Consider the following 21,224-nt stretch of genomic DNA (forward strand, 5'->3'; position numbering starts at 1 on the left):
TTGCCCCCGATGGCAGTGCCTCAGTCAGCCTATTCTTTACAGATCCACCGCTATCGGGGGCAAGCCCCCTCCCACCTTTGATGTGTTTTTGTCTCTGAATTGAGACCAGATCTGAAAAGCTTGTTCATGGATACAATAATATCTATGTATTTCAATAGGTTATGAACATGGCACGCATCTCGCTATAGCCCTCCTCCAACGCATCACCCCACAAAAATAACAATCTGATGGAGACACACCATGAGTGTGATCATTGCCTTGGCAGCCCTCGCGCTGCTGATGCTGGCTGCCTACCGTGGCTACAGCGTCATCTTGTTTGCCCCCATTGCCGCCCTCGGCGCTGTCCTGCTCACCGACCCGTCCGCGGTCGCCCCGGCGTTTACCGGGGTGTTCATGGAGAAAATGGTCGGTTTCATCAAACTGTATTTTCCGGTGTTCCTGCTCGGTGCCGTGTTCGGCAAGCTGATCGAGCTGTCGGGTTTCTCGCGCTCGATCGTGGCGGCCGCAATCCGCTTGCTCGGCACGCGCCAGGCGATGCTGGTGATCGTGCTGGTCTGCGCCCTGCTCACCTACGGCGGCGTGTCGCTGTTCGTGGTGGTGTTTGCGGTGTACCCGTTCGCGGCGGAGATGTTCCGCCAGAGCGACATCCCCAAGCGCCTGATCCCGGCGACCATCGCCCTCGGCGCGTTCTCGTTCACCATGGACGCGCTGCCCGGCACGCCGCAGATCCAGAACATCATCCCCAGCACGTTCTTCAACACCACCGCCTGGGCTGCGCCGTGGCTGGGGCTGATCGGCACGATCTTCGTGTTCTGCACCGGCATGCTCTACCTGGCGCACCAGCGCAACAAGGCGCAACGGGCCGGTGAAGGCTACGGCACCGAACTGCGCAACGAGCCGGAAACCGCCGAGAACCTGAGCCTGCCCAACCCCTGGATCGCGCTGTCGCCGCTGCTCCTGGTGGGCGTGATGAACCTGCTGTTCACCCACTGGATCCCGCAGTGGTACGGCAAGACCCACAGCCTCAGCCTGCCGGGCATGAGCGCGCCGGTGACCACCGAAATCGCCAAGCTCACCGCGATCTGGGCGGTGCAGGCGGCGTTGCTGGTGGGCATCGTCATGGTGCTGGTGTTCGGCTGGTCGGCGATCAAAAGCAAGCTCGCCGAAGGCAGTAAGAGCGCGGTCAGCGGTGCGCTGCTGGCGGCGATGAACACCGCCTCGGAATACGGCTTCGGTGCGGTGATCGCCTCGCTGCCGGGCTTTCTGGTGCTGGCGGACTGGCTCAAGGGCATCCCCAACCCGCTGGTCAACGAAGCGATTACGGTGACGCTGCTGGCCGGTATCACCGGCTCGGCGTCCGGCGGCATGAGCATCGCCCTGGCGGCGATGTCCGAGAGTTTCATTGCGGCGGCCCATGCGGCGAATATTCCCCTTGAAGTGCTGCACCGGGTCGCGGCCATGGCCAGCGGCGGCATGGACACCCTGCCCCACAACGGCGCGGTGATCACCTTGCTGGCGGTCACCGGGCTGACCCACCGCGAAGCCTACAAGGACATCTTCGGCATCACGATCATCAAGACCCTCGCGGTGTTCGTGGTGATCGGTACTTTCTACGCCACCGGCATTGTGTGAGGTTTTCATGACGAACTTGAACGGCAAGACCGCCCTGGTCACCGGCTCCACCAGCGGTATCGGCCTGGGCATAGCGCTGAGCCTGGCCGAGGCCGGCGCCAACCTGATCCTCAACGGCTTCGGCGACGCCAGCGCGGTGATCGCCCAGGTACAGGCGTTCGGCGGCAAGGTCGGGCATCACCCGGCGGACGTCAGCGACCCGGCGCAGATCGCCGACATGCTCGCCTACGCCGAGCGCGAATTCGGCGGTGTGGATATTCTGGTCAACAACGCCGGCATCCAGCATGTGGCGGCGGTGGACGAGTTTCCGGTGGAGCGCTGGGATGCGATCATCGCGATCAACCTGTCGTCGGTGTTCCACAGCACGCGCCTGAGCCTGCCGGGCATGAAGGCCAAGGGCTGGGGGCGTATCGTCAATATCGCCTCGGTGCATGGCCTGGTGGGTTCGGTGGGCAAGGCCGCCTACGTCGCGGCCAAGCATGGCGTGATCGGCCTGACCAAGGTAGTCGGCCTGGAAACCGCCACCAGCAACGTGACCTGCAACGCGATCTGCCCCGGCTGGGTGCTGACGCCGCTGGTGCAGAAGCAGATCGATGATCGCGCGGCCAATGGTGTCGACCCGCAGCAGGCGCAACATGATTTACTGGCAGAGAAGCAGCCGTCGCTGGAGTTCGTCACCCCGCCGCAACTGGGTGAGCTGGTGTTGTTTTTGTGCAGCGAGGCCGGTGCCCAAGTGCGCGGCGCGGCATGGAACATCGATGGTGGTTGGCTGGCCCAATAGACCAAACACAGAAAATCCAATGTGGGAAGGGGCTTGCCCCCGATGGCAGTGGGTCAGTACCGCATGTGCTAGCTGATACTCCGCCATCGGGGGCAAGCCCCCTCCCACATTCGAACTCCACTGTTTGGAAGACCTGTACAAGAATAAGAGACGTGCTTATGTCCGAGATCCTCTGGCAACCCTCCCCCGAACGCATCCGTCACACCCGGATGGACCAGTTCCGGCGCTTTATCAATGACCGCTATAGCGTGCAGCTCGACGACTACCCGGCGTTGCACCAGTGGAGCATCGACCAGCGCGCCGACTTCTGGCAGGCGATCGTGGCGTTTTTCGACGTGCAGTTTCGCAGCCCGCCCAGCGCGGTATTGATCGAAGGCGCCGCGATGCCCAGCGCCGAGTGGTTCCCCGGCGCGACCCTGAACTTTGCCGAGCACCTGCTGCGCCGTCGCGACGCTCACCCCGCCGTGGTCGCCATCAGCGAAGACGGCCAGCGCGAGCAACTGAGCTACGCCGAACTGGCCGCCCACGTCGCCGGCCTGCAACGCAGCCTGCGGGCGGCCGGGGTCGGGCTGGGCGATCGGGTTGCCGCGTGTATGCCCAACACCTGGCAAACCCTGGTCGGCATGCTGGCCACCACCAGCCTGGGCGCGATCTGGTCGTGCTCATCGCCGGACTTCGGCACCCAAGGCGTGATCGACCGTTTCGGCCAGATCGAGCCCAAGGTGCTGATCGCCTGCGCCGGTTACCGCTACGCCGGCAAAACCATCGACCAGAGCGCCAAGCTCAACGAGATCCTCGAACGCCTGCCGTCCCTGCAGCACCTGATCGTCGTGCCGTATGCCCGGCCCCAGGCGCGGGTCGAGGACTATCGGAGCGACGCCAACGTCGCGCTGTGGAGTGACTTCTACCAACCGGGCGGCGCGCCTGAGTTCGTCGCGGTGCCGTTCGACCATCCGCTGTATATCCTCTATTCCAGCGGCACCACTGGCGTGCCCAAATGCATCATCCACGGCACCGGCGGCGTGCTGCTCACCCACCTCAAGGAGCACGGCCTGCATGCGGACCTGTCCCGCGAGGATTGCCTGTTCTACTACACCACCTGCGGCTGGATGATGTGGAACTGGCTGGTTTCGGTACTCGCGCTCGGCGCCACCGCCGTGCTGTACGACGGCTCGCCATTTCACCCTGGCCCCGAGCGCTTGATCGACCTGATCGACGCGGAACGGATCAGCGTGTTCGGCACCAGCCCCAAGTTCCTCGCCACCCTGGAAAAAGCCGGCCTGCAGCCGCGCCTGAGCCATGACCTGAGCAGCCTCAAGGGCCTGATTTCGACTGGCTCGCCGCTGTCGCCGCAGAGCTACGACTACGTGTACCGCGAGATCAAGGCCGAGGTGTGCCTGTCATCGATGTCTGGCGGCACCGATATCGTCTCCTGCTTCGTCATCGGCAACCCGGTGCTGCCGGTACGCCGCGGCGAAATGCAATGCAAGAGCCTGGCGATGGCCATCGAGGTGTGGGACGACCAGGGGCGGCCGTTGCTCGGTGAAAAAGGCGAACTGGTGTGTACCCGGCACTTCCCCGCCATGCCCATCGGCCTGTGGAACGACCCGCAGCAGAAAAAACTGCGCGCCTCCTATTTCAGCCAATTCCCCGGCGTGTGGGCCCAGGGCGACTACGCCGAACAGCGGCCCAACGGCAGCCTGCTGATTCACGGGCGCTCCGACGCGGTGCTCAACCCTGGCGGCGTGCGGATCGGCACCGCCGAGATCTATCGGCAGGTGGAAAAAGTCCCGCAGGTGCTGGAAAGCCTGGCCATTGGCCAACGCTGGCAAGACGATGTGCGAGTCGTGCTGTTCGTGCGACTCGACGACGGCGTCGAACTGGATGACGCCCTCGAACAGCAGATCCGCCAGGTGATCCGCGCCAATACCACACCACGCCATGTACCGGCGAAGATCCTCGCTGTCAGCGATATCCCGCGCACCATCAGCGGCAAGATCGTCGAACTGGCGGTGCGCAATGTGGTACACGGCGAACCGGTGAAAAACACCGACGCGCTGGCCAACCCGGAGGCCCTGGCACAGTTTCGCGACCGGCCTGAGCTGGCGCTTTAAGATGAAAGGTTTCAGCGCCAACGCACTCATTTGCAGAAAAAAACCCAATGCATGCTATTTTTCGGGGGTAGTCACCCACCGCTATCCCACCGGATAATCGCTGTTGTCATTTTTCAAAGCGTTACGCTCAGGGCTTTTTATGAAGGAAACATCCACCGGTAGCGAAGCCGCCGCATTGATTGCGCGGCTGGACTGGGCCAAAAGCCCGCTCGGTGAGGCCAATGATTGGCCGCAAAGCCTGCGTACCGCCGTGGATATCGTCGTCCACTCGCCGATGCCGATGCAGCTGTTGTGGGGCCGCGAACTCATCCAACTCTACAACGACGCCTTCGCCCTGCTGGCGGGCAACAAGCACCCCGACGCAATGGGCCAGCCGGCGCACCAGACCTGGCCGGAATTACACAGTTTCACCGCGCCGATCTATGACGCGGTCTTCAGCGGCCAGGTGCGCTCCTTCAGTGAGCAGCGCTTTGTGCTGCAACGCAACCAGCGCGACACCGAGATCTGGCTCGACCTGACCTACAGCCCGATCCGCGATGAACGCGGCAGCGTCGCCGGCATCCTCGTCACCGCCATCGAAACCAACGAACGCCGCCAGTTCACCCAGGAACTGCAACAGCGCTCCGAAGCCAGCCTCAAAGCCCAGCAAAGCACCGAGCAACGCCTGCGCCACCTCAACGAAAACCTCGAAGAGCGTGTGGCCCAGCGCACCCTGGCACTGGCCGAGGCCAACCAGCGCCTGCAAAACGAGATGGTCGAACGCGAACGCGCCGAAGACGCCCTGCGCCACGTGCAAAAAATGGAAGCGGTGGGCCAACTCACCGGCGGCATCGCCCATGACTTCAACAATATGCTCACCGGCATCATCGGCAGCCTGGACCTGATGCAACGCTACATCGCCGCCGGGCGCAGCGACGACATCGGCCGCTTTGCCGACGCCGCCGTGGCCTCCGCCCATCGCGCCGCCGCCCTCACCCACCGCCTGCTGGCGTTCTCGCGGCGCCAGTCACTGGACCGCCGCCCGCTCGACCCGAACCAGTTGGTGGCCTCGCTGGAAGACTTGTTCCAGCGCACCAAGGGCGCGCACATCACGCTCAAGGTGCAACTGGGCCACGATATCTGGCCGGTGAACAGCGACGCCAGCCAGCTGGAAAACGCCCTGCTCAACCTGGTGATCAACGCGCGGGATGCCATGCCCGATGGTGGCGAACTGCTGATCGAAACCGCCAACAGCTACCTCGACGGCACCGACATCACCACCCCGGAACCGGTCAAGGCCGGTGATTACGTGATGCTCGGCGTGCGCGACAACGGCACCGGCATGGCACCGAAAATCCTGGCCAAAGCCTTCGATCCGTTTTTCACCACCAAGCCCATCGGCCAGGGCACCGGCCTGGGGCTGTCGATGATCTATGGCTTCGCCCAGCAATCCGGTGGCCATGTGACCCTCCACAGCGAACCGGGCCAGGGCACCTGCGTGCGCTTGTATCTGCCGCGCCTGCACGGCACTTCCCTGGCAAGCAGCTTGCCGGCCAGCCTCAGTGAGGCCGCGCCCGTGGCCCTGGCCGGAGAGGCCGTAGTGGTGGTCGAGGACGACCCGGCGGTCCGCATGCTGGTGGTCAATGTCCTCGATGAACTGGGCTACACCGCGCACCAGGCCGCGGATGCACGCACCGCCTTGCCGCTGCTGGAATCGGACTTGCGCGTGGATTTGCTGGTGACCGACGTCGGCCTGCCGGGCATGAACGGCCGGCAACTGGCGGAAATCGCCCGTCAGCACCGCCCGGGCCTGCGCATCCTGTTCATGACCGGTTATGCGGAAAAAGCCGCCGAACGCCAGGGCTTTCTGGAAGACGGCATGGACATGGTGGCCAAGCCGTTTTCCATCGACGTGCTCGCCACCAAAATCCGCAGCATGATCAGCGTCGACGATCCAGTTCAGGCATAATCGCGCGCCGTCGCACACCCCGGTAGAGAACCATGAAAGCCCAAGCCCGCCATATCCTGGTGAAAACCAGTGAAGAAGCCGAACAGCTCAAGCAGCGCATCGCCAAGGGCGAAGCGTTCGATGTGCTGGCCAAGAAGTACTCCACCTGCCCGTCCGGCAAGCGCGGCGGCGATCTGGGCGAGATCCGGCCGGGGCAGATGGTCGGCGCGATTGATGCGGTGATCTTCAAGAAGCCGCTGCGGGTGGTGCATGGGCCGGTCAAGAGCAAGTTTGGGTATCACTTGGTGCAGGTGTTTTATCGGGATTGAGGGGTTGGCTTTAGGGCGCTATCGGGGGCAAGCCCCCTCCCACATTCGACCGCATTGCGCTCACTGTGGGAGGGGGCTTGCCCCCGATCCGCCGCAGGCGGCCATTCACCCCCTAGGAATCAACGCCCCCGGCACCTGGATCACCCGGCTCGCCAACCGATGCCCGGCCAAGGCCGCCTCTTGCGGCGAGCCGCCCTTGAGCCGACTGGCCAGGTACGCCGCGCTGAACGAGTCCCCCGCCGCCGTGGTGTCTACCACCGTCTCGACCTTCAACGCCGGCACGACAAAACGCTGGCCTGCGCAACGAATCAAACAGTCCTCGGCACCGCGCTTGAGCACCACTTCCGCGACTGCCGGATACGCTGCGAACACCTGTTCGCTGTCGGCATGACCAAACAATGCGCGCTCGTCATCTTCGGTCAGCAAGGCCATATCCACCTCGGCCAACACTTTGTGATAGGCCGCACGCGCCACCTCGACACTCGCCCACAAACGCGGCCGGTAGTTGTTGTCGAACACCACCCGGCCGCCGCGCCGACGGGTTTCGATCAAGGCCTGCAACAAGCGCTCGCGCCCGACTTCACCGAGCACCGCCAGGGTAATGCCGCTGAAATACACCACGTCATAGCCCGGCAACGCTGCCAGGATCGGAGCGGCGGCGGGCGTGGTGAAGCAGTCGCGCACGGCCGCTTCGTTGCGCCAGTAGAGGAATTTGCGCTCGCCGTTGGCGTCGGTCTGGATGCAGTACAACCCCGGCAACCGCCCGGGCAGGCGCTGGACCATGCTCAGGCCCAGGCCTTCGTCGGTCCACTGTTGGCACATAGCGTCGCTGAAGCTGTCATCGCCCAGGGCGGTGACGTAGTCGACGAGGCCGAGCGCCCCCAACTCGCGGCGCAGGTACACCGCGGCGTTCAGGGTGTCGCCGCCGAAGCTTTGGTGCAGGCTGCCGTCGGCGCGGTGTTGCAGTTCGATCATGCATTCGCCGATGAGGGCGATGCGGGGTGTGGTGTTCATGCCTGTTGTCTCCGGTGCGGCTGATGGCCCCGTCGCGGGCGAGCCCGCTCCTACCTTTGAATGTGTTCACACATCCAAAGGGCGCAGCGGGTTTGCCTGCGATGGAGGCGACGCGGTCTAGAAGCAGGTATGCAGTGACTCGATCACCTGCAGTTGCTCATCCACCAGGCAACCGACCTGCCACTTGTCGAACGTCAGGCACGGGTGGGAAGTGCCGAAGGAAATAATGTCGCCGATGCGCAGCTCAACCCCTGGCGCAACGCTCATGAACGCATGCTGGTCCATCACCGCGGTGACCTTGCACGCGCTCACATCATCGCCTTGCGCCGGCACGATCCCAGCCTTGTAGCGCTTGAGCGGCACCGGCAAACCGGCGTCGTAGGCCACATCGCGCTTGCCCAGGGCGACCACCGCGAAGCCAGGCTCAGGCAACGATTGCACGTGGGCCCAGACTTCCAGCGCCGGGCGCAGGCCTTCGCTGAGGTCGCTGCGCCGGTCGAGCACGCAGCATTGCGCATCTTTGTAGATGCCATGGTCATGGGCCACGTAGCTGCCGGGACGCAGCACGCTGAGGAAACTCCCGGCGGCGTTTTGCGCTTCGAAGGACTCGGCGATCAGGTCATACCAGGCCGACCCCGACGCGGTGACGATGGGCTTGGCCAGGTCGAACGAGCCGTTGTTCTGCAGGTCCACCGCCAGGCGCACCAGGCTCGCGGCGAAGTCGCGGATGCCAGTGATGGCGTGTTCGCCGTGGATCACGCCTTCGTAGCCTTCGATACCGGTCAGGGCCAGCGCCGGCTGGGCCTTGATCGCCGTGGCCAGATCGCGCACCTCTTGCTCGCTGCGGCAACCGCAACGGCCGCCGACCACGCCGTACTCGATCATCACGTTCAGGCGCAGGCCACGGGCGGCGAAGAACAGGCCCAGGTCAGCGACGTTGTCCGGGTGGTCGACCAGGCAGTGGAAGTCGAAGTCTGCGTCGGCCAGCAAGTCGGCGATCAACGCCATGTTCGGTGCGCCCACCAGTTGGTTGGCCATCAACACACGGCGCACACCGCCGGCATAGGCGGCGCGGGTCTGTACCGCGCTGGCCAGGGTGATGCCCCAGGCACCGGCGGCGATCTGGCGCTGGAACAGGGCCGGCATCATGCTGGTTTTGCCATGGGGCGCAAGCTCGGCGCCGCTGTTGCTGACAAAGGCCTGCATCCAGCGGATGTTGTGTTCGAGGGCGTCGCGGTGCAGCACCAGGGCCGGCAGGCTGACGTCACGGACCAGATGGGCGCCGACAGCGGCGGTGCCCTTTGCAACGGCGTTGATGGCAGGCATGAACTGCTCCTATTCGTTGATGCGACGGGCCAGGTTGTTGGCGCTTTCGATCAACACCCGGCGATAGTCGTTGTAGTTTTTACTGGCATCGGCGCGGGGCGCGACGATGCACAGGGTCGCAATGCTGATGCCCTGCGCGTCCCGGACCGGGGCGGCAAAGCAATGGGTAAAGGTGTCGGCCACGCTGTCGAAGGAAAAGAAGCCATCGACGCTGGCCTGACGGATCTGTGCGAGGAAGGTCTCCAGCGGCAAGCGCTGGCCGTCCGGCAGGATGAAATCGTCGGGGTCGATCAGGTCGACGATCTGCTGGTCGCTCAAATGCCCCAGCAACAGGCGCCCGGACGCGGTCCACGGGATCGGTGCGTTTTCGCCGATGTCCGAGGAAATCCGGAAATGCCGCTCGCCTTCACGCATCAGCGCCACCGTATATTTGCGCCCGTTGAGCAGGCACATCTGCGCGGTTTCGTGGGTCTGGCTGACGATCGCCTGCAAGGCGTGGTCGGCCTCGCGGGTCAGGTCGAAATGGCGCAGGTGCGCCTGGCCGAGGAAGTACAGCTGACGGCCGAGGTAGACGTGCCCGTCCTTGCCCACGGTTTCCAGGATGCGGCGTTCCAGTAAGGAGGCGACCAACTCGTAGACCGTGGACTTGGGGCTGCCGATGCCGCTGGCGATATCATTCGGGCGCAGGGGCTGGCCGACTTCCTTGAGGAAATCGAGGATATCGAATGCACGGTCCAGGCCTTTGGCGCGGCGTTTGATGGTGTCTTCGGTCATGGCAGTTTCGGTCCGCTCGAAATGGTAGGGCTGGCGCAGGTCCACTGTGGGAGGGGGCTTGCCCCCGATGGCGGTGTGCCAGTGGACACATCTGTTGCTGATACACCGCTATCGGGGGCAAGCCCCCTCCCACATTGGATTTACTGTGGTTTCAAGAGTGGGGCATTTAGCCCTTTTTCTTGTAGGCCACGCAATCGATCTCGACCTTGCAATCCACCATCATGTTGGCCTGCACGCAGGCGCGTGCCGGGGCGTGTTCGGAGCTGAAGTATTCGCCGAAGACTTTGTTGAAGCTCCAGAAATCCCGTGGGTCTTCCAGCCACACGCCGACGCGCACCACGTCGTTCAAGGCGTAGCCAGCCTCTTCGAGAATCGCCACCACGTTGCGCATCGTCTGGCGGGTTTGCTCGACGATGCCGCCGCTAATGATTTCACCGTCCACCGCTGGCACCTGGCCCGAGACGTAGAGCCAGCCGTCCGCTTCCACCGCGCGGGCGAAAGGCCGAGGCTGGCCGCCGCCGGCGGTGCTGCCGGTGCCGTAACGAGTAATGCTCATAAATAGTGCTCCTTGACTGACAGTTAAAAACGAATGTTCTTCAGGAATTCCGCCAGGCGCGGCGACTGCGGGCGTTCGAAGATGTCCTTCGCCGAGCCCTGTTCTTCAATGCGCCCCTGGTTCATGAAGACGATTTTGTCCGAGACTTCGTAGGCAAAACGCATCTCATGGGTCACCAGCAACATGGTCATGCCCTCTTCCGCCAGGCCCTTGATCACGCTGAGCACTTCGCCCACCAGTTCCGGGTCGAGGGCCGAGGTGACTTCGTCGAACAGCATCAGGCTGGGGTTCATCGCAATCGCACGGGCGATGGCCACGCGCTGTTGCTGGCCGCCGGACAACTGGCCGGGGAAATGATTGCGGCGTTCCAGGAGCCCTACACGGTCCAACCATTTTTCCGCCAAGGCCACGGCTTCGTCCTTAGGCATTTTCTTAACTTTCAACAAGCCCAGGGTGACGTTCTGCAGCGCCGTCAGGTGCGGGAACAGGTTGAACTGCTGGAAGGCCATGCCGGTCATGGCGCGGTGCTGGGCGATTACCCGCTCCGGGTGGCGCACGCGCTTGCCGGCGACGTCGCTGTAGCCGATGGACTCGCCATCCAGGCTGATCTGACCGCCCTGGAACTCTTCGAGCAGGTTGACGCAGCGCAGCAGCGTGGTCTTGCCCGAGCCGCTGGAGCCGATCAACGTCACCACGTTGCCGCGCTGCATGGACAGGTCGACGCCCTTGAGCACTTCCACCGTGCCGTATTGTTTGCGCAGGCCGCGAATGTCCAGCAGCGGTTGGGTCGTTTGAGGTTGGTTCATGGCAAGGCCACCCGCTTTTCAATGTAGCGCCCGAATAACTCGATGGCGTAGTTGATGACAAAAAACAGAAAACCCGCGAACAGGTAGAACTCCAGGGTCATGAAAGTGCGCGCGATCACCTGCTGGGTACTGAGCAGCAACTCGGCGACGCCGATCACCGACAGCAGGGTCGAGGCCTTGACGATTTCCGTGGAGGAATTGACCCAGGTCGGCAAAATCTGCCGCAGCGCCTGGGGCAACAGCACGTAGCCCAGGGACTGGTAGAACGTCAGGCCAATCGCCTTGCCCGCTTCCATTTGCCCGCGGGGAATGGCTTGCAGCGCGCCGCGCACGATCTCCGCGACGTGGGAGCCGCAGAACAGCGTCAGCCCGACCGCACCGGCCTGGAACGCGCTGATCTGCCAACCGAGCGCCGGCAGCATGTAGAAACACGCCAGCACCAGCACAAACACCGGCGTGCCACGGATCAGGTCGACATACAGACGAAACGGCAGACGCATCCAGAATCTGCCGTAGGTCAGGATCAACCCGGCGACGATGCCGATCAGGGTGCCGAAGATAATCGCCAGCGCCGAGACATAGACGCTGGCCTGGAACCCGGCCCAGAGGGTGTCCCGGGCGATCCACAACTCATGCAGCCAGCTGGGGGATTGGTACATGCGAGCCTCTTCTAACGACGGATCGCCAGACGCTGTTCCAAGTAACGGAGCAGCATGGCGATCAGGTAACAGGCGGCCACGTAGAGCGCGGTCGTGACCAGCCAGGTTTCAATCACCCGGTAGCTTTCGACGTTGATCTTGCGGGCGTAATAGGTCAGCTCCGGCACCGCGATCGCGGCGGCCAGCGAGGTGTCCTTGAACAGCGAAATGAAGTTGTTCGACAGCGCCGGCAGCACGTTGCGCAGCATCACCGGCACGGTGATATAGGCGCGGATCCGCCACTCGCCCAGGCCGATGGCCAACCCGGCTTCGCGCAAGCCCTTGGGAATATTCAGCAGCCCGGCGCGGAACACTTCGGTCAGGTAGGCACCGGCGTACAGCGACAGGGTGATGATGAACGACGGGATCTTGTCCAGGCGGATACCCAGGCTGGGCAAGGCGAAGTAGATCAACAGGATCAGCACCAGGATCGGCGTATTGCGCACCACCGTCACATACACCGAGGCCAACAGGCGCAGCGCGCGGTGCTTGGACAGCATGGCAAACGCCATCAGCAGGCCGATCACGCAACCGATGGCGATCGACAGCAGCGCCAATTCGAGGCCGAGCCCCAGCCCCGCCAGCAAGGTGTCGAAGTCGCGCCACACGGCGGCAAAGTTCAACTGATAGTTCATGGTCGACAGTACCTGATGGGGGCGCCGTTCGCGGCGCCCCGGTTTTCACGAATCACTTGAACTCGACGGGGAAACCAATCGCCGGCTCCGGCAGGTCGACGCCGAACCATTGCTTGAACGAGGCCTTGTAGGTGGGGAATTCGACACCGGTCATGGCTTCGTGCAGCGCGGTGTTGACGAAGTTCAGCCAGTCCTGGTCGCCACGCTTGACCGCGCACGCGTAGGTTTGCGGGCTCCAGGCATACGCCGGGCTGCGGTAGCGGCCGGGGTTCTGCACCATCAGGTACTTGACCGAAGACTGGTCGGTGGCGGCCGCATCGGCGCGGCCGGAGTTCACCGCCTGGTACATCAGGTCGACGCTGTCGTACTGGTCGACCTTGGCCTTGGGCAGCGCCTGGTGGACCAGTTCTTCGGCGTAGACGTTTTGCAGCACGGCCACGGTGACGCCGTCGCCGGCGGCCTGCAGGTCTTCGATCTCCTTGTACTTGCTGTTGTTCGGCAGCAGCAGGCCGACGCCTTCGCGGTAGTACGGCAGGGTAAACGCCACCTGCTGCGCACGGCTGGCGGTGACGGTAATGAACTGGCAACTCATGTCGACTTTGTCGGTCAGCAGGTTGGGAATCCGCGCGTCGGAGGACTGCACCACAAACTCGACCTTGCTCGGGTCGTTGAACAAGCCCTTGGCCACGATGCGGCCGATGTCGATATCAAACCCCTGCAACTTGCCATCCGCTCCCTGGAAGTGCCACGGCGCATTGGTACTGCCTGTACCCACGATCAGATGCCCACGCTTGAGCACATCATCGAGCTTGCTGCCCGCCGCCTGCACAGTGCTTGCGAGGGAAGCCGATGCGGCGAAGAGAAAAACACACGCTTTGAACACGGAAGGTCGGTGATGCATGACAAGCACTCCAGGAGTTGTGTATTCCGCTATACCGGAACTTAGTATGTAACAACGGAATAGACAGCAGAAAGTGTGCCATACGCACGAGTGGGAAAATAGGTTGGGAATAAACTCTTTTTAAATCAGCGATATAAACATTCATGCGACACAAGGCGTATCGCCAGCAGGTGCAATCCCGTTGCTACCCAAGGCCCCACACTGCGGTGACAGGCTCACCTGGGCGCACCAGCCTGGCGTTACCGCGCACCATGGCAGTGCGCGCACTTGAACGGGTTCTGACGGGCGTGCGAGCGACCTGTGAAGATTGACAGTAGACACAGGCGTTCTTCCCACCTAGCGTAAGCGCAGGTACAACAGGGAGAAGCCCTCGTGAACTATGTCAACGCGGTGGTTGAGGACAAGGCTGCGTTTGAACGGGAACTGAATACCCCGCAGCCTGTGTTTATCGTGTTCATGTCACATGACTGCACCGCGTGCAGTGACGCGATGCCGCGCTTCATGCGAATCAGCGAGCGTTACAAGGACCAGGCCAAAGTCTTGATCCTTGACTGCGTCAACACGCCCAGGCATCCGCGTGTCGACCGCATTCCGATGCTGCTGATCTACCGCGACCAGGTACTGCTCGACGCCCTCCCCGGCCTTGCCGAAGACGCGCTGGAAAGCGCCTTCGAGCAGTACACCCAAGCCTATCCGGTCACGCCTGTGGCACCAGCCCCCGGAAAACCTGCATGAACCATGGCGTCCGGCAACTCACCGGCAATGGACTCAAGAATATCGGTCATGCTCAACACGCCGATGAACTCACCGCACTCGTTGATCACGAAGGCGATGTGGGTCGAGGCCTGGCGCATCTGTTCTAGGGCGTTGAGGATCGAGCAACTCGCCAGCAAGTTGATCGCCCGACGCGCCAGTTGCTCAAGGTCCGGTTCGTTACCAGCCAGGTAATCCTTGAGCAATTCCTTCTTATGCACAAAACCTAATGGCTCATCGACAGCACCGTTACGGATCAACGGCAGGCGCGAGTAGGACGAACGCATCAGTTTCAGGCGGATAGTGTCGCGATCGTCCGCCAAATCGATAAAGTCGACCTTGGCCCGCGGGGTCATCAAGCTGCGGATCGGCCGCGCGGCCAGTTGCAGCACGCCGCTGATCATTACGCGCTCACGTCGGTCGAACAGCGGGCCCTGAGTCACATCCGGTTCACCCAGCAGGTCAGCCACCTCTTCGCCCACCTCGTCCTCCGCCAGGCTGCGCCCGCCAAGCAAGCGCATCACCGCGTGGGCGGTGCGCTCACGCACGGGCAACACGCCTTGCGCCGACTTCTTGCGCCGGACCCGGGCAATCTGGTTGAACACCTCGATCAGGATCGAGAAACCAATCGCCGCATACAGGTAGCCTTTCGGAATGTGGAAGCCCAGGCCTTCGGCGGTCAGGGCGAAACCGATCATCATCAAGAAGCCCAGGCACAGCATGATCACCGTCGGGTGCGCGTTGACGAAGCGGGTCAGCGGTTTGCTCGCGACGATCATCAGGCCGATGGAAATGACCACCGCGATCATCATCACCGCCAGCTCATCGACCATGCCCACGGCGGTAATCACCGCGTCGAGGGAGAACACCGCGTCGAGCACCACGATCTGCGCGACGATCGGCCAGAACATCGCATAGGCCACATTGCCCGAGCGTTGCGCCACATGGCCCTCAAGGCGTTCATGCAATTCCATGGTGGCCTTGAACAACAGGAACACACCGCCGAACAGCATGATCAGGTCACGCCCGGAAAAGCTCTTGTCGAACACCTCGAACAACGGCTGGGTGAGGGTCACCAACCAGGAAATACTCGCCAGCAAGCCCAGGCGCATCAGCAAGGCCAGGGACAAGCCGATCAACCGCGCACGGTCGCGCTGCTCCGGCGGCAACTTGTCCGCCAGGATCGCGATAAACACCAGGTTGTCGATGCCCAGCACCAGTTCCAACACAATCAACGTCAACAGGCCAAGCCAGGCCGTAGGGTCCGCTAACCATTCCATTTATAGAGTCTCTTTATCAGTGTTCAGAATGCCGGGCACGGCAAAGCGCGGTCAGGGGACCGGGAAAGGGTTAACCATTGGAATACGAGGTGCTTCAGCGGGAACAGCAACAACGGTTGTCTTGGGGAAAGACGACTGGGGGGCTCCGAAAGGGCGTTCATGCAAGTCCTGAAATAACAAAAGGACCTCAATCCTACATTCGAAATACAAATTCCCTACAACACAAAACCATTACAAAACCTGTCCCCAAACCCCATGTGGGAGGGGGCTTGCCCCCGATGACGGTGTATCAGCCAGCATATGAGTAACTGAAAAACCACTATCGGAAGCAAGTCAAATCGTCGCACCGCCCTCCCACACCTTGACCTGTGGCGTATCACGCTTTACGGGTCGCTTCATCCAGCGCCAATATGGTATGAGCATTCGTGACCGTGGTCGCAAGAGTGTTGATCACCCCCGACCGCAACGCCCCCAGCGTGGCCGCCGCCTTGGTGTTCTCGCTGGCAATCGCCACCACATCCGGAATCCGGAACAACTCCTGCACCGTCAGCCCGATCACCCGCCCCTGGATGGCGTTGACCGCCGGCTGCCCGTGGATATCGATAAAGTCATACCCCATCATGTCGCCCACCGTGCCGGACAACCGCGCCTGGGCAATCTCCTGGGGCGAGAACCAGCCCATGCGTACCATGTTGCTGTTCTCGCTCATGTCGCCGATGCCGATCAGCGCAATGTCGGCACGCCGCGCCCGATCGAGGGTCGAGCGCACCGTGTCGTTATTGATCAGCACGCCGCGCAGTTCCGGGTTGGCCACCAGGGCCGGCGCGTACAGGCTTTCACTCTCGCCGCCAAAGCGCAGGGCCAGGCGCCGGCAGATATGGTCGGGGTTCATGTATTCGCCAGCCTTGAGCGAACCGCCGATGGCGCAGACAAATGTGCAATTGCGCGTCACCGGCAGGAACACGTTATCGGCCACCGCGCCAACATTACGCCCCATGCCCACGGCGACGATCATGCCGTCGCTCAAAGTCTTGTTCAGGTAATTGGCCACCAGGCTGGCGACGGCCGAGCGCTGGGTGTCGGGGTCGCTGTGGTCGACGGCGATCAGGGCGCGGTCGAGCTTGAAGCGCTCCACCAAGGCGCGTTCCAGCTCATTGTTCATCGCCGGGTGCTGCAACACGCGCACTTCGACAATGCCTTCATCGCGCGCACGTTTGAGCAGGCGACTGACTTTTGCCCGCGACAGGTCAAAGCGCTTGGCGATGGCTTCCTGAGTGACGTTTTCGAGGTAATAGAGCATCGCCACTTCGGTCATCTGATCGATATCGCTGGCAATGCGCTGGCTACTGTCACTCATGGGGACGGGCTTCCGTTTCGGCGTCAAAGGCACATTCTCCCGACTCTTGCCCCGCCACGTCCACTACTGATGCCCATCGCGCTCGATCGCATTGATGCGCGCGACCTTGGCCCCGGAACGCGCCGCCTCGAACTCCGAAGCCAGGAACGCGGTGACGATGCTCTTGGCCAGCTCGGCGCCGATCACCCGTGCGCCGATGGACAGGATCTGCGCATCGTTGCTCTTGCGCGCGCGCTCCGCCGAGTACGTGTCATGGGCCTGCGCCGCGCGAATCCCCAACACCTTGTTCGCCGAGATGGCCATGCCGATCCCAGTGCCGCACACCAGCACGCCCAGGCGCTGCTGCCCGGCATTGATGGCATTGGCCACGGCCAGCGCGATGTCCGGGTAGAGCACCGGCGCGGTGGAATGGGTGCCGAAGTCGGTCACCGGGTAGCCCAGCGTCTCGATATGGCGCTTTAACAGCTCTTTGAGCTCAAAACCCGCTTCATCGCATCCGATAGCCACCGGGAAAGGTGTGTTCATGGCGTCTGGCTCCGCTGCCGAGGTCGTACTTATGACTGATCAGATGATCACTCAGTGAAATATCGTTCAGTCATTTCGCGGGCATCACCCCCTCTCTGTCAAGCATGATTTAACTGACCCGGCAGTCAAAGCGGTCTAGAAAGGCGTTATTGGCGAAAAACATCAGAATCCCAGCTTTTACATGAAAGAGATTGACTGATCAGAATTTCATTTGATACACATATGCTCACAGCGAAACATGACTGTGCGACCTAATAAGAATTCACAGCACGAGGACACGCCGATGGCCACGCCATTACTGCTCCAGGCTGAACACGTCGCCAAGGCTTACGCCGGTATCCCTGCCCTGCGTGACGGGCGCCTCTCTCTGCGTGCCGGCAGCGTCCACGCCCTGTGCGGCGGTAATGGCGCGGGCAAGTCGACGTTCCTGAGCATCCTGATGGGCATCACCCCGCGCGACGCCGGCACCATCCTGCTCAACGGCACAGCGGTGCAGTTCAACCGCCCGAGTGAAGCCCTGGCATCGGGGATCGCAATGATCACCCAAGAGCTGGAACCCATCCCCTACATGACCGTCGCCGAAAATATCTGGCTGGGCCGCGAACCACGCCGTGCCGGCTGCATCGTCGATAACAAGGCCCTGAACCGGCGCACCCGCGAGCTGCTCGAAAGCCTGGAGTTCGACGTCGACGCCAGCAGCCCGATGCACCGCCTCAGCGTGGCGCAGATCCAACTGGTGGAAATCGCCAAGGCGTTCAGCCATGACTGCCAGGTGATGATCATGGACGAACCCACTTCGGCCATCGGCGAGCACGAAGCGCAGACCCTGTTCAAGGCGATCCGCCGCCTCACCGCCCGTGGCGCCGGCATCGTGTATGTGTCGCACCGCCTGAGCGAACTGGCGCAGATTGCCGATGACTACAGCATCTTCCGCGACGGCGCCTTCGTGGAAAGCGGGCGCATGGCGGATATCGACCGCGACCATTTGGTGCGCGGCATCGTCGGCCAGGAACTGACGCGCATCGACCACAAGGTCGGCCGCGAATGCGCCGCCGCCACCTGCCTGCAGGTCGATAACCTGAGCCGTAAAGGCGAGTTCCACGACATCAGCCTGCAACTGCGCCAGGGCGAGATCCTTGGCATCTATGGCCTGATGGGTTCGGGGCGCAGCGAGTTCCTCAATTGCATCTACGGGCTGACGGTGGCCGATTCCGGCAACGTCACCCTGCAAGGCAAGCCCATGCCGATCGGGCAGCCCAAGGCAACCATCGATGCCGGCATGTCGCTGGTCACCGAAGACCGCAAAGACAGCGGCCTGGTGCTGACCGGCAGCATTCTGTCGAACATCGCCCTGTCGGCCTACAAACGCCTGTCGAGCTGGTCGCTGATCAACGCGCGCAAGGAAACCCGCTTGGCCCAGGACATGGTCAAGCGCCTGCAGATCAAGACCACCTCCCTGGAACTGCCGGTGGCCTCCATGAGCGGCGGCAATCAGCAGAAAGTCGTGCTCGCCAAATGCCTGTCGACCGAACCGGTGTGCCTGCTGTGCGACGAGCCCACTCGCGGCATCGACGAAGGCGCCAAGCAGGAGATCTACCACCTGCTCGACCAGTTCGTGCGTGCCGGCGGCGCCGCCATCGTGGTGTCGTCGGAAGCCCCGGAACTGCTGCACTTGAGCGATCGCATCGCCGTATTCAAAGGCGGCCGGCTGGTGACCATCAGCACCGACACCGCCCTTTCCCAGGAAGCCTTGTTGAGTCTTGCCTCATGAATGCCAAAACCCTGTCCACCCCAGCCACCTCCATCACCGCCGCGCCGCGCAACCGCCTGCGCCTGTCCCTCGACCGCTTCGGCCTACCGCTGGTGTTTATCCTGCTGTGCGTGGTGATGGCGTTTTCCAGCGAATACTTCATGACCTGGCGCAACTGGATGGACATCCTGCGCCAGACCTCCATCAACGGCATCCTCGCCGTGGGCATGACCTACGTGATCCTGACCAAGGGCATCGACCTGTCCGTGGGTTCGATCCTCGCGTTTGCCGGGCTGTGCAGCGCGATGGTCGCGACCCAGGGTTACGGCCTGCTGGCGGCGGTGAGCGCCGGGATGTTCGCCGGGGCGATGCTCGGCGTGGTGAATGGCTTCATGGTCGCCAACCTGTCGATCCCGCCGTTCGTGGCCACCCTCGGCATGCTCAGCATTGCGCGCGGCATGACCTTCATCCTCAACGACGGCAGCCCGATCACCGACCTGCCGGATGCCTACCTGGCACTGGGTATCGGCAAGATCGGCCCGATCGGCATCCCCATCATCATCTTTGCCGTGGTCGCGCTGATCTTCTGGATGGTGCTGCGCTACACCACTTACGGCCGCTATGTGTACGCGGTGGGCGGCAATGAAAAGAGCGCGCGCACCTCCGGCATCGGCGTGCGCAAGGTGATGTTTTCGGTGTACGTGGTCTCGGGCCTGCTCGCCGGGCTGGCCGGCGTGGTGTTGTCGGCGCGCACCACTTCCGCCCTGCCCCAGGCTGGGGTGTCCTATGAGCTGGACGCGATTGCCGCCGTGGTGATCGGCGGCACCAGCTTGTCGGGCGGCACCGGCAGCATTGTCGGCACGCTGTTCGGCGCGCTGTTGATCGGCGTGATCAACAACGGGCTGAACCTGCTCGGCGTGTCGTCCTATTACCAGCAGGTCGCCAAGGGCCTGATCATCGTGTTCGCAGTACTGATCGACGTGTGGCGCAAGAAAAAACGCTAGAGAACGACCCAACTACAACAATAACGGAGTTCCCCTCATGAAACTTGGTACCACCTTGGCCGCCGTGGCGGCCCTCTCCCTGCTCGCCAGCAGTATCGCCGTGGCCGCCGACGGCAAGACCTACAAGGTCGGCGCAGCCGTCTACGGCCTCAAGGGCCAGTTCATGCAGAACTGGGTCCGCGAGCTCAAGGAACACCCGGCGGTCAAGGACGGCACCGTGCAATTGACCGTGTTCGACGGCAATTACGACGCCCTGACGCAGAACAACCAGATCGAAAACATGGTGACCCAGCACTACGACGCGATCCTGTTCGTGCCCATCGACACCAAGGCCGGCGTCGGCAGCGTGAAGCAGGCCATGAGCAACGACGTGGTGGTGATCGCCTCCAACACCAAAGTGGCCGACGCCGCCGTGCCGTATGTGGGCAACGACGACGTCGAAGGCGGCCGCCTGCAGGCCCAGGCCATGGTCGACAAGCTCAACGGCAAGGGTAACGTGGTGATCATCCAGGGCCCGATTGGCCAGTCGGCGCAGATCGACCGGGAAAAAGGCGAGCTGGAAGTGCTGGGCAAGCACCCCGGCATCAAGATCATCGAGAAAAAAACCGCCAACTGGGACCGCGCCCAGGCCCTGGCGCTGACTGAAGACTGGCTCAACGCCCACCCCAAAGGCATCAACGGCGTGATCGCGCAGAACGACGACATGGCCCTGGGCGCTGTGCAGGCCCTGAAGTCCCACGGACTGACCTCCAAGGACGTGCCCGTCACCTCGATCGACGGCATGCCGGATGCGATCCAGGCGGCGAAGAAAGACGAAGTCACCACCTTCCTCCAGGACGCCCAGGCCCAGTCCCAAGGCGCATTGGACGTGGCATTGCGCGCCCTCGCCGGCAAGGACTACAAACCGCAATCGGTGATCTGGGAACGTTATGCCAAGGACGTGAAATGGGCCGACGGCACCGCCAAGACCTACATCCTGCCGTGGGTGCCGGTGACCAACGCCAATGCCGACGCGCTGTACCAACAAGTCAGCGGCGGCAAGTAACTACTGGCTTGAAACAC

19 protein-coding genes and 1 pseudogene are annotated in these 21,224 nt (G+C 62.6%); 9 read left to right on the forward strand and 11 right to left on the reverse strand.

Annotation, left to right across the window (positions count from 1 at the left end; genetic code table 11):
• Positions 1 to 240 precede the first annotated feature (240 nt).
• The 5 genes from MOQ67_RS18600 to MOQ67_RS18620 all read left to right on the forward strand — a co-directional run bounded on the left by MOQ67_RS18600 (position 241) and on the right by MOQ67_RS18620 (position 6,783).
• Entirely contained in the window at positions 241 to 1,632 is a 1,392-nt protein-coding gene (locus tag MOQ67_RS18600; RefSeq protein ID WP_017846641.1) for a GntP family permease, read from the forward strand.
• A gap of 7 nt (positions 1,633 to 1,639) precedes the next feature.
• Positions 1,640 to 2,413, forward strand: a complete 774-nt coding sequence (locus MOQ67_RS18605; protein WP_017846642.1) for a 3-hydroxybutyrate dehydrogenase — start codon at positions 1,640 to 1,642, stop codon at positions 2,411 to 2,413.
• A gap of 158 nt (positions 2,414 to 2,571) precedes the next feature.
• Positions 2,572 to 4,527, forward strand: coding sequence for an acetoacetate--CoA ligase (locus MOQ67_RS18610; RefSeq protein ID WP_198717655.1), 1,956 nt, complete (start codon positions 2,572 to 2,574; stop codon positions 4,525 to 4,527).
• Between the two features lie 139 nt (positions 4,528 to 4,666).
• A complete protein-coding gene (locus tag MOQ67_RS18615) occupies positions 4,667 to 6,475 on the forward strand; it encodes an ATP-binding protein (RefSeq protein ID WP_198717654.1) in 1,809 nt (602 codons plus the stop codon).
• A gap of 32 nt (positions 6,476 to 6,507) precedes the next feature.
• Positions 6,508 to 6,783 (forward strand): peptidylprolyl isomerase, encoded by a 276-nt coding sequence (locus MOQ67_RS18620; protein ID WP_046383114.1) that lies wholly within the window; start codon positions 6,508 to 6,510, stop codon positions 6,781 to 6,783.
• Between the two features lie 105 nt (positions 6,784 to 6,888).
• Here MOQ67_RS18620 and MOQ67_RS18625 read toward each other — a convergent pair whose 3' ends face one another.
• The 8 genes from MOQ67_RS18625 to MOQ67_RS18660 all read right to left on the reverse strand — a co-directional run bounded on the left by MOQ67_RS18625 (position 6,889) and on the right by MOQ67_RS18660 (position 13,493).
• Positions 6,889 to 7,797, reverse strand: coding sequence for a sugar kinase (locus MOQ67_RS18625; RefSeq protein WP_198717653.1), 909 nt, complete (start codon positions 7,795 to 7,797; stop codon positions 6,889 to 6,891).
• Positions 7,798 to 7,914: 117 nt separating this feature from the next.
• Positions 7,915 to 9,123: an amino acid deaminase gene (locus MOQ67_RS18630; RefSeq protein WP_198717652.1), complete on the reverse strand. Its 1,209-nt coding sequence runs from the start codon at positions 9,121 to 9,123 to the stop codon at positions 7,915 to 7,917.
• 9 nt (positions 9,124 to 9,132) lie between these two features.
• A complete protein-coding gene (locus tag MOQ67_RS18635) occupies positions 9,133 to 9,897 on the reverse strand; it encodes an IclR family transcriptional regulator (protein ID WP_026139982.1) in 765 nt (254 codons plus the stop codon).
• A 166-nt stretch (positions 9,898 to 10,063) separates the two neighbouring features.
• Positions 10,064 to 10,453 (reverse strand): RidA family protein, encoded by a 390-nt coding sequence (locus tag MOQ67_RS18640; protein WP_198717651.1) that lies wholly within the window; start codon positions 10,451 to 10,453, stop codon positions 10,064 to 10,066.
• A gap of 23 nt (positions 10,454 to 10,476) precedes the next feature.
• Positions 10,477 to 11,259 carry an amino acid ABC transporter ATP-binding protein gene (locus tag MOQ67_RS18645; protein ID WP_102618084.1) on the reverse strand — a complete coding sequence of 261 codons (783 nt, stop codon included), beginning with the start codon at positions 11,257 to 11,259 and terminating at the stop codon, positions 10,477 to 10,479.
• Positions 11,256 to 11,918 (reverse strand): amino acid ABC transporter permease, encoded by a 663-nt coding sequence (locus MOQ67_RS18650; protein WP_017846651.1) that lies wholly within the window; start codon positions 11,916 to 11,918, stop codon positions 11,256 to 11,258. The genes MOQ67_RS18645 and MOQ67_RS18650 overlap by 4 nt, the downstream gene beginning before the upstream one ends.
• Before the next feature lie 11 nt (positions 11,919 to 11,929).
• Positions 11,930 to 12,592 carry an amino acid ABC transporter permease gene (locus MOQ67_RS18655; protein WP_017846652.1) on the reverse strand — a complete coding sequence of 221 codons (663 nt, stop codon included), beginning with the start codon at positions 12,590 to 12,592 and terminating at the stop codon, positions 11,930 to 11,932.
• 52 nt (positions 12,593 to 12,644) lie between these two features.
• Complete coding sequence (locus MOQ67_RS18660; protein ID WP_017846653.1) at positions 12,645 to 13,493, reverse strand: transporter substrate-binding domain-containing protein; 849 nt, start codon at positions 13,491 to 13,493, stop codon at positions 12,645 to 12,647.
• Between the two features lie 372 nt (positions 13,494 to 13,865).
• Here MOQ67_RS18660 and MOQ67_RS18665 point away from each other — a divergent pair, with 372 nt between their 5' ends.
• Positions 13,866 to 14,228 carry a thioredoxin family protein gene (locus MOQ67_RS18665; RefSeq protein ID WP_046487241.1) on the forward strand — a complete coding sequence of 121 codons (363 nt, stop codon included), beginning with the start codon at positions 13,866 to 13,868 and terminating at the stop codon, positions 14,226 to 14,228.
• A gap of 5 nt (positions 14,229 to 14,233) precedes the next feature.
• On the opposite strand, the pseudogene MOQ67_RS18670 reads toward MOQ67_RS18665, so the two are convergent.
• The 3 genes and pseudogenes from MOQ67_RS18670 to rpiB form a co-directional block, all read right to left on the reverse strand.
• A pseudogene (locus MOQ67_RS18670) lies at positions 14,234 to 15,526 on the reverse strand (TerC family protein); the annotation flags it as partial.
• Positions 15,527 to 15,902: 376 nt separating this feature from the next.
• Positions 15,903 to 16,883 (reverse strand): sugar-binding transcriptional regulator, encoded by a 981-nt coding sequence (locus MOQ67_RS18675; RefSeq protein ID WP_017846656.1) that lies wholly within the window; start codon positions 16,881 to 16,883, stop codon positions 15,903 to 15,905.
• Between the two features lie 63 nt (positions 16,884 to 16,946).
• A complete protein-coding gene (gene rpiB, locus MOQ67_RS18680; protein WP_017846657.1) occupies positions 16,947 to 17,408 on the reverse strand; it encodes a ribose 5-phosphate isomerase B in 462 nt (153 codons plus the stop codon).
• Between the two features lie 283 nt (positions 17,409 to 17,691).
• On the opposite strand from rpiB, the gene MOQ67_RS18685 reads away from it, so the two are divergent.
• From MOQ67_RS18685 to MOQ67_RS18695, 3 genes are read left to right on the forward strand one after another with little or no spacing between them, the layout of a single operon-like run.
• Positions 17,692 to 19,179, forward strand: coding sequence for a sugar ABC transporter ATP-binding protein (locus MOQ67_RS18685; RefSeq protein WP_169883980.1), 1,488 nt, complete (start codon positions 17,692 to 17,694; stop codon positions 19,177 to 19,179).
• Entirely contained in the window at positions 19,176 to 20,162 is a 987-nt protein-coding gene (locus tag MOQ67_RS18690; protein WP_017846659.1) for an ABC transporter permease, read from the forward strand. Before MOQ67_RS18685 ends, MOQ67_RS18690 begins: the two co-directional genes overlap by 4 nt.
• 37 nt (positions 20,163 to 20,199) lie before the next feature.
• Complete coding sequence (locus tag MOQ67_RS18695) at positions 20,200 to 21,207, forward strand: substrate-binding domain-containing protein (RefSeq protein ID WP_017846660.1); 1,008 nt, start codon at positions 20,200 to 20,202, stop codon at positions 21,205 to 21,207.
• The last annotated feature ends 17 nt before the right edge of the window (positions 21,208 to 21,224 follow it).

Source organism: Pseudomonas sp. LY-1 (genome assembly GCF_053502595.1).

What these genes read in the sequence shown, in the direction of transcription:
- MOQ67_RS18600 (WP_017846641.1), top strand. Translation starts at nt 241, where the DNA reads ATGAGTGTGATCATTGCCTTGGCAGCCCTCGCGCTGCTGATGCTGGCT.
- MOQ67_RS18605 (WP_017846642.1), top strand. Translation starts at nt 1,640, where the DNA reads ATGACGAACTTGAACGGCAAGACCGCCCTGGTCACCGGCTCCACCAGC.
- MOQ67_RS18610 (WP_198717655.1), top strand. Translation starts at nt 2,572, where the DNA reads ATGTCCGAGATCCTCTGGCAACCCTCCCCCGAACGCATCCGTCACACC.
- MOQ67_RS18615 (WP_198717654.1), top strand. Translation starts at nt 4,667, where the DNA reads ATGAAGGAAACATCCACCGGTAGCGAAGCCGCCGCATTGATTGCGCGG.
- MOQ67_RS18620 (WP_046383114.1), top strand. Translation starts at nt 6,508, where the DNA reads ATGAAAGCCCAAGCCCGCCATATCCTGGTGAAAACCAGTGAAGAAGCC.
- MOQ67_RS18625 (WP_198717653.1), bottom strand. Translation starts at nt 7,797, where the DNA reads ATGAACACCACACCCCGCATCGCCCTCATCGGCGAATGCATGATCGAA.
- MOQ67_RS18630 (WP_198717652.1), bottom strand. Translation starts at nt 9,123, where the DNA reads ATGCCTGCCATCAACGCCGTTGCAAAGGGCACCGCCGCTGTCGGCGCC.
- MOQ67_RS18635 (WP_026139982.1), bottom strand. Translation starts at nt 9,897, where the DNA reads ATGACCGAAGACACCATCAAACGCCGCGCCAAAGGCCTGGACCGTGCA.
- MOQ67_RS18640 (WP_198717651.1), bottom strand. Translation starts at nt 10,453, where the DNA reads ATGAGCATTACTCGTTACGGCACCGGCAGCACCGCCGGCGGCGGCCAG.
- MOQ67_RS18645 (WP_102618084.1), bottom strand. Translation starts at nt 11,259, where the DNA reads ATGAACCAACCTCAAACGACCCAACCGCTGCTGGACATTCGCGGCCTG.
- MOQ67_RS18650 (WP_017846651.1), bottom strand. Translation starts at nt 11,918, where the DNA reads ATGTACCAATCCCCCAGCTGGCTGCATGAGTTGTGGATCGCCCGGGAC.
- MOQ67_RS18655 (WP_017846652.1), bottom strand. Translation starts at nt 12,592, where the DNA reads ATGAACTATCAGTTGAACTTTGCCGCCGTGTGGCGCGACTTCGACACC.
- MOQ67_RS18660 (WP_017846653.1), bottom strand. Translation starts at nt 13,493, where the DNA reads ATGCATCACCGACCTTCCGTGTTCAAAGCGTGTGTTTTTCTCTTCGCC.
- MOQ67_RS18675 (WP_017846656.1), bottom strand. Translation starts at nt 16,883, where the DNA reads ATGAGTGACAGTAGCCAGCGCATTGCCAGCGATATCGATCAGATGACC.
- rpiB (WP_017846657.1), bottom strand. Translation starts at nt 17,408, where the DNA reads ATGAACACACCTTTCCCGGTGGCTATCGGATGCGATGAAGCGGGTTTT.
- MOQ67_RS18685 (WP_169883980.1), top strand. Translation starts at nt 17,692, where the DNA reads ATGGCCACGCCATTACTGCTCCAGGCTGAACACGTCGCCAAGGCTTAC.
- MOQ67_RS18690 (WP_017846659.1), top strand. Translation starts at nt 19,176, where the DNA reads ATGAATGCCAAAACCCTGTCCACCCCAGCCACCTCCATCACCGCCGCG.
- MOQ67_RS18695 (WP_017846660.1), top strand. Translation starts at nt 20,200, where the DNA reads ATGAAACTTGGTACCACCTTGGCCGCCGTGGCGGCCCTCTCCCTGCTC.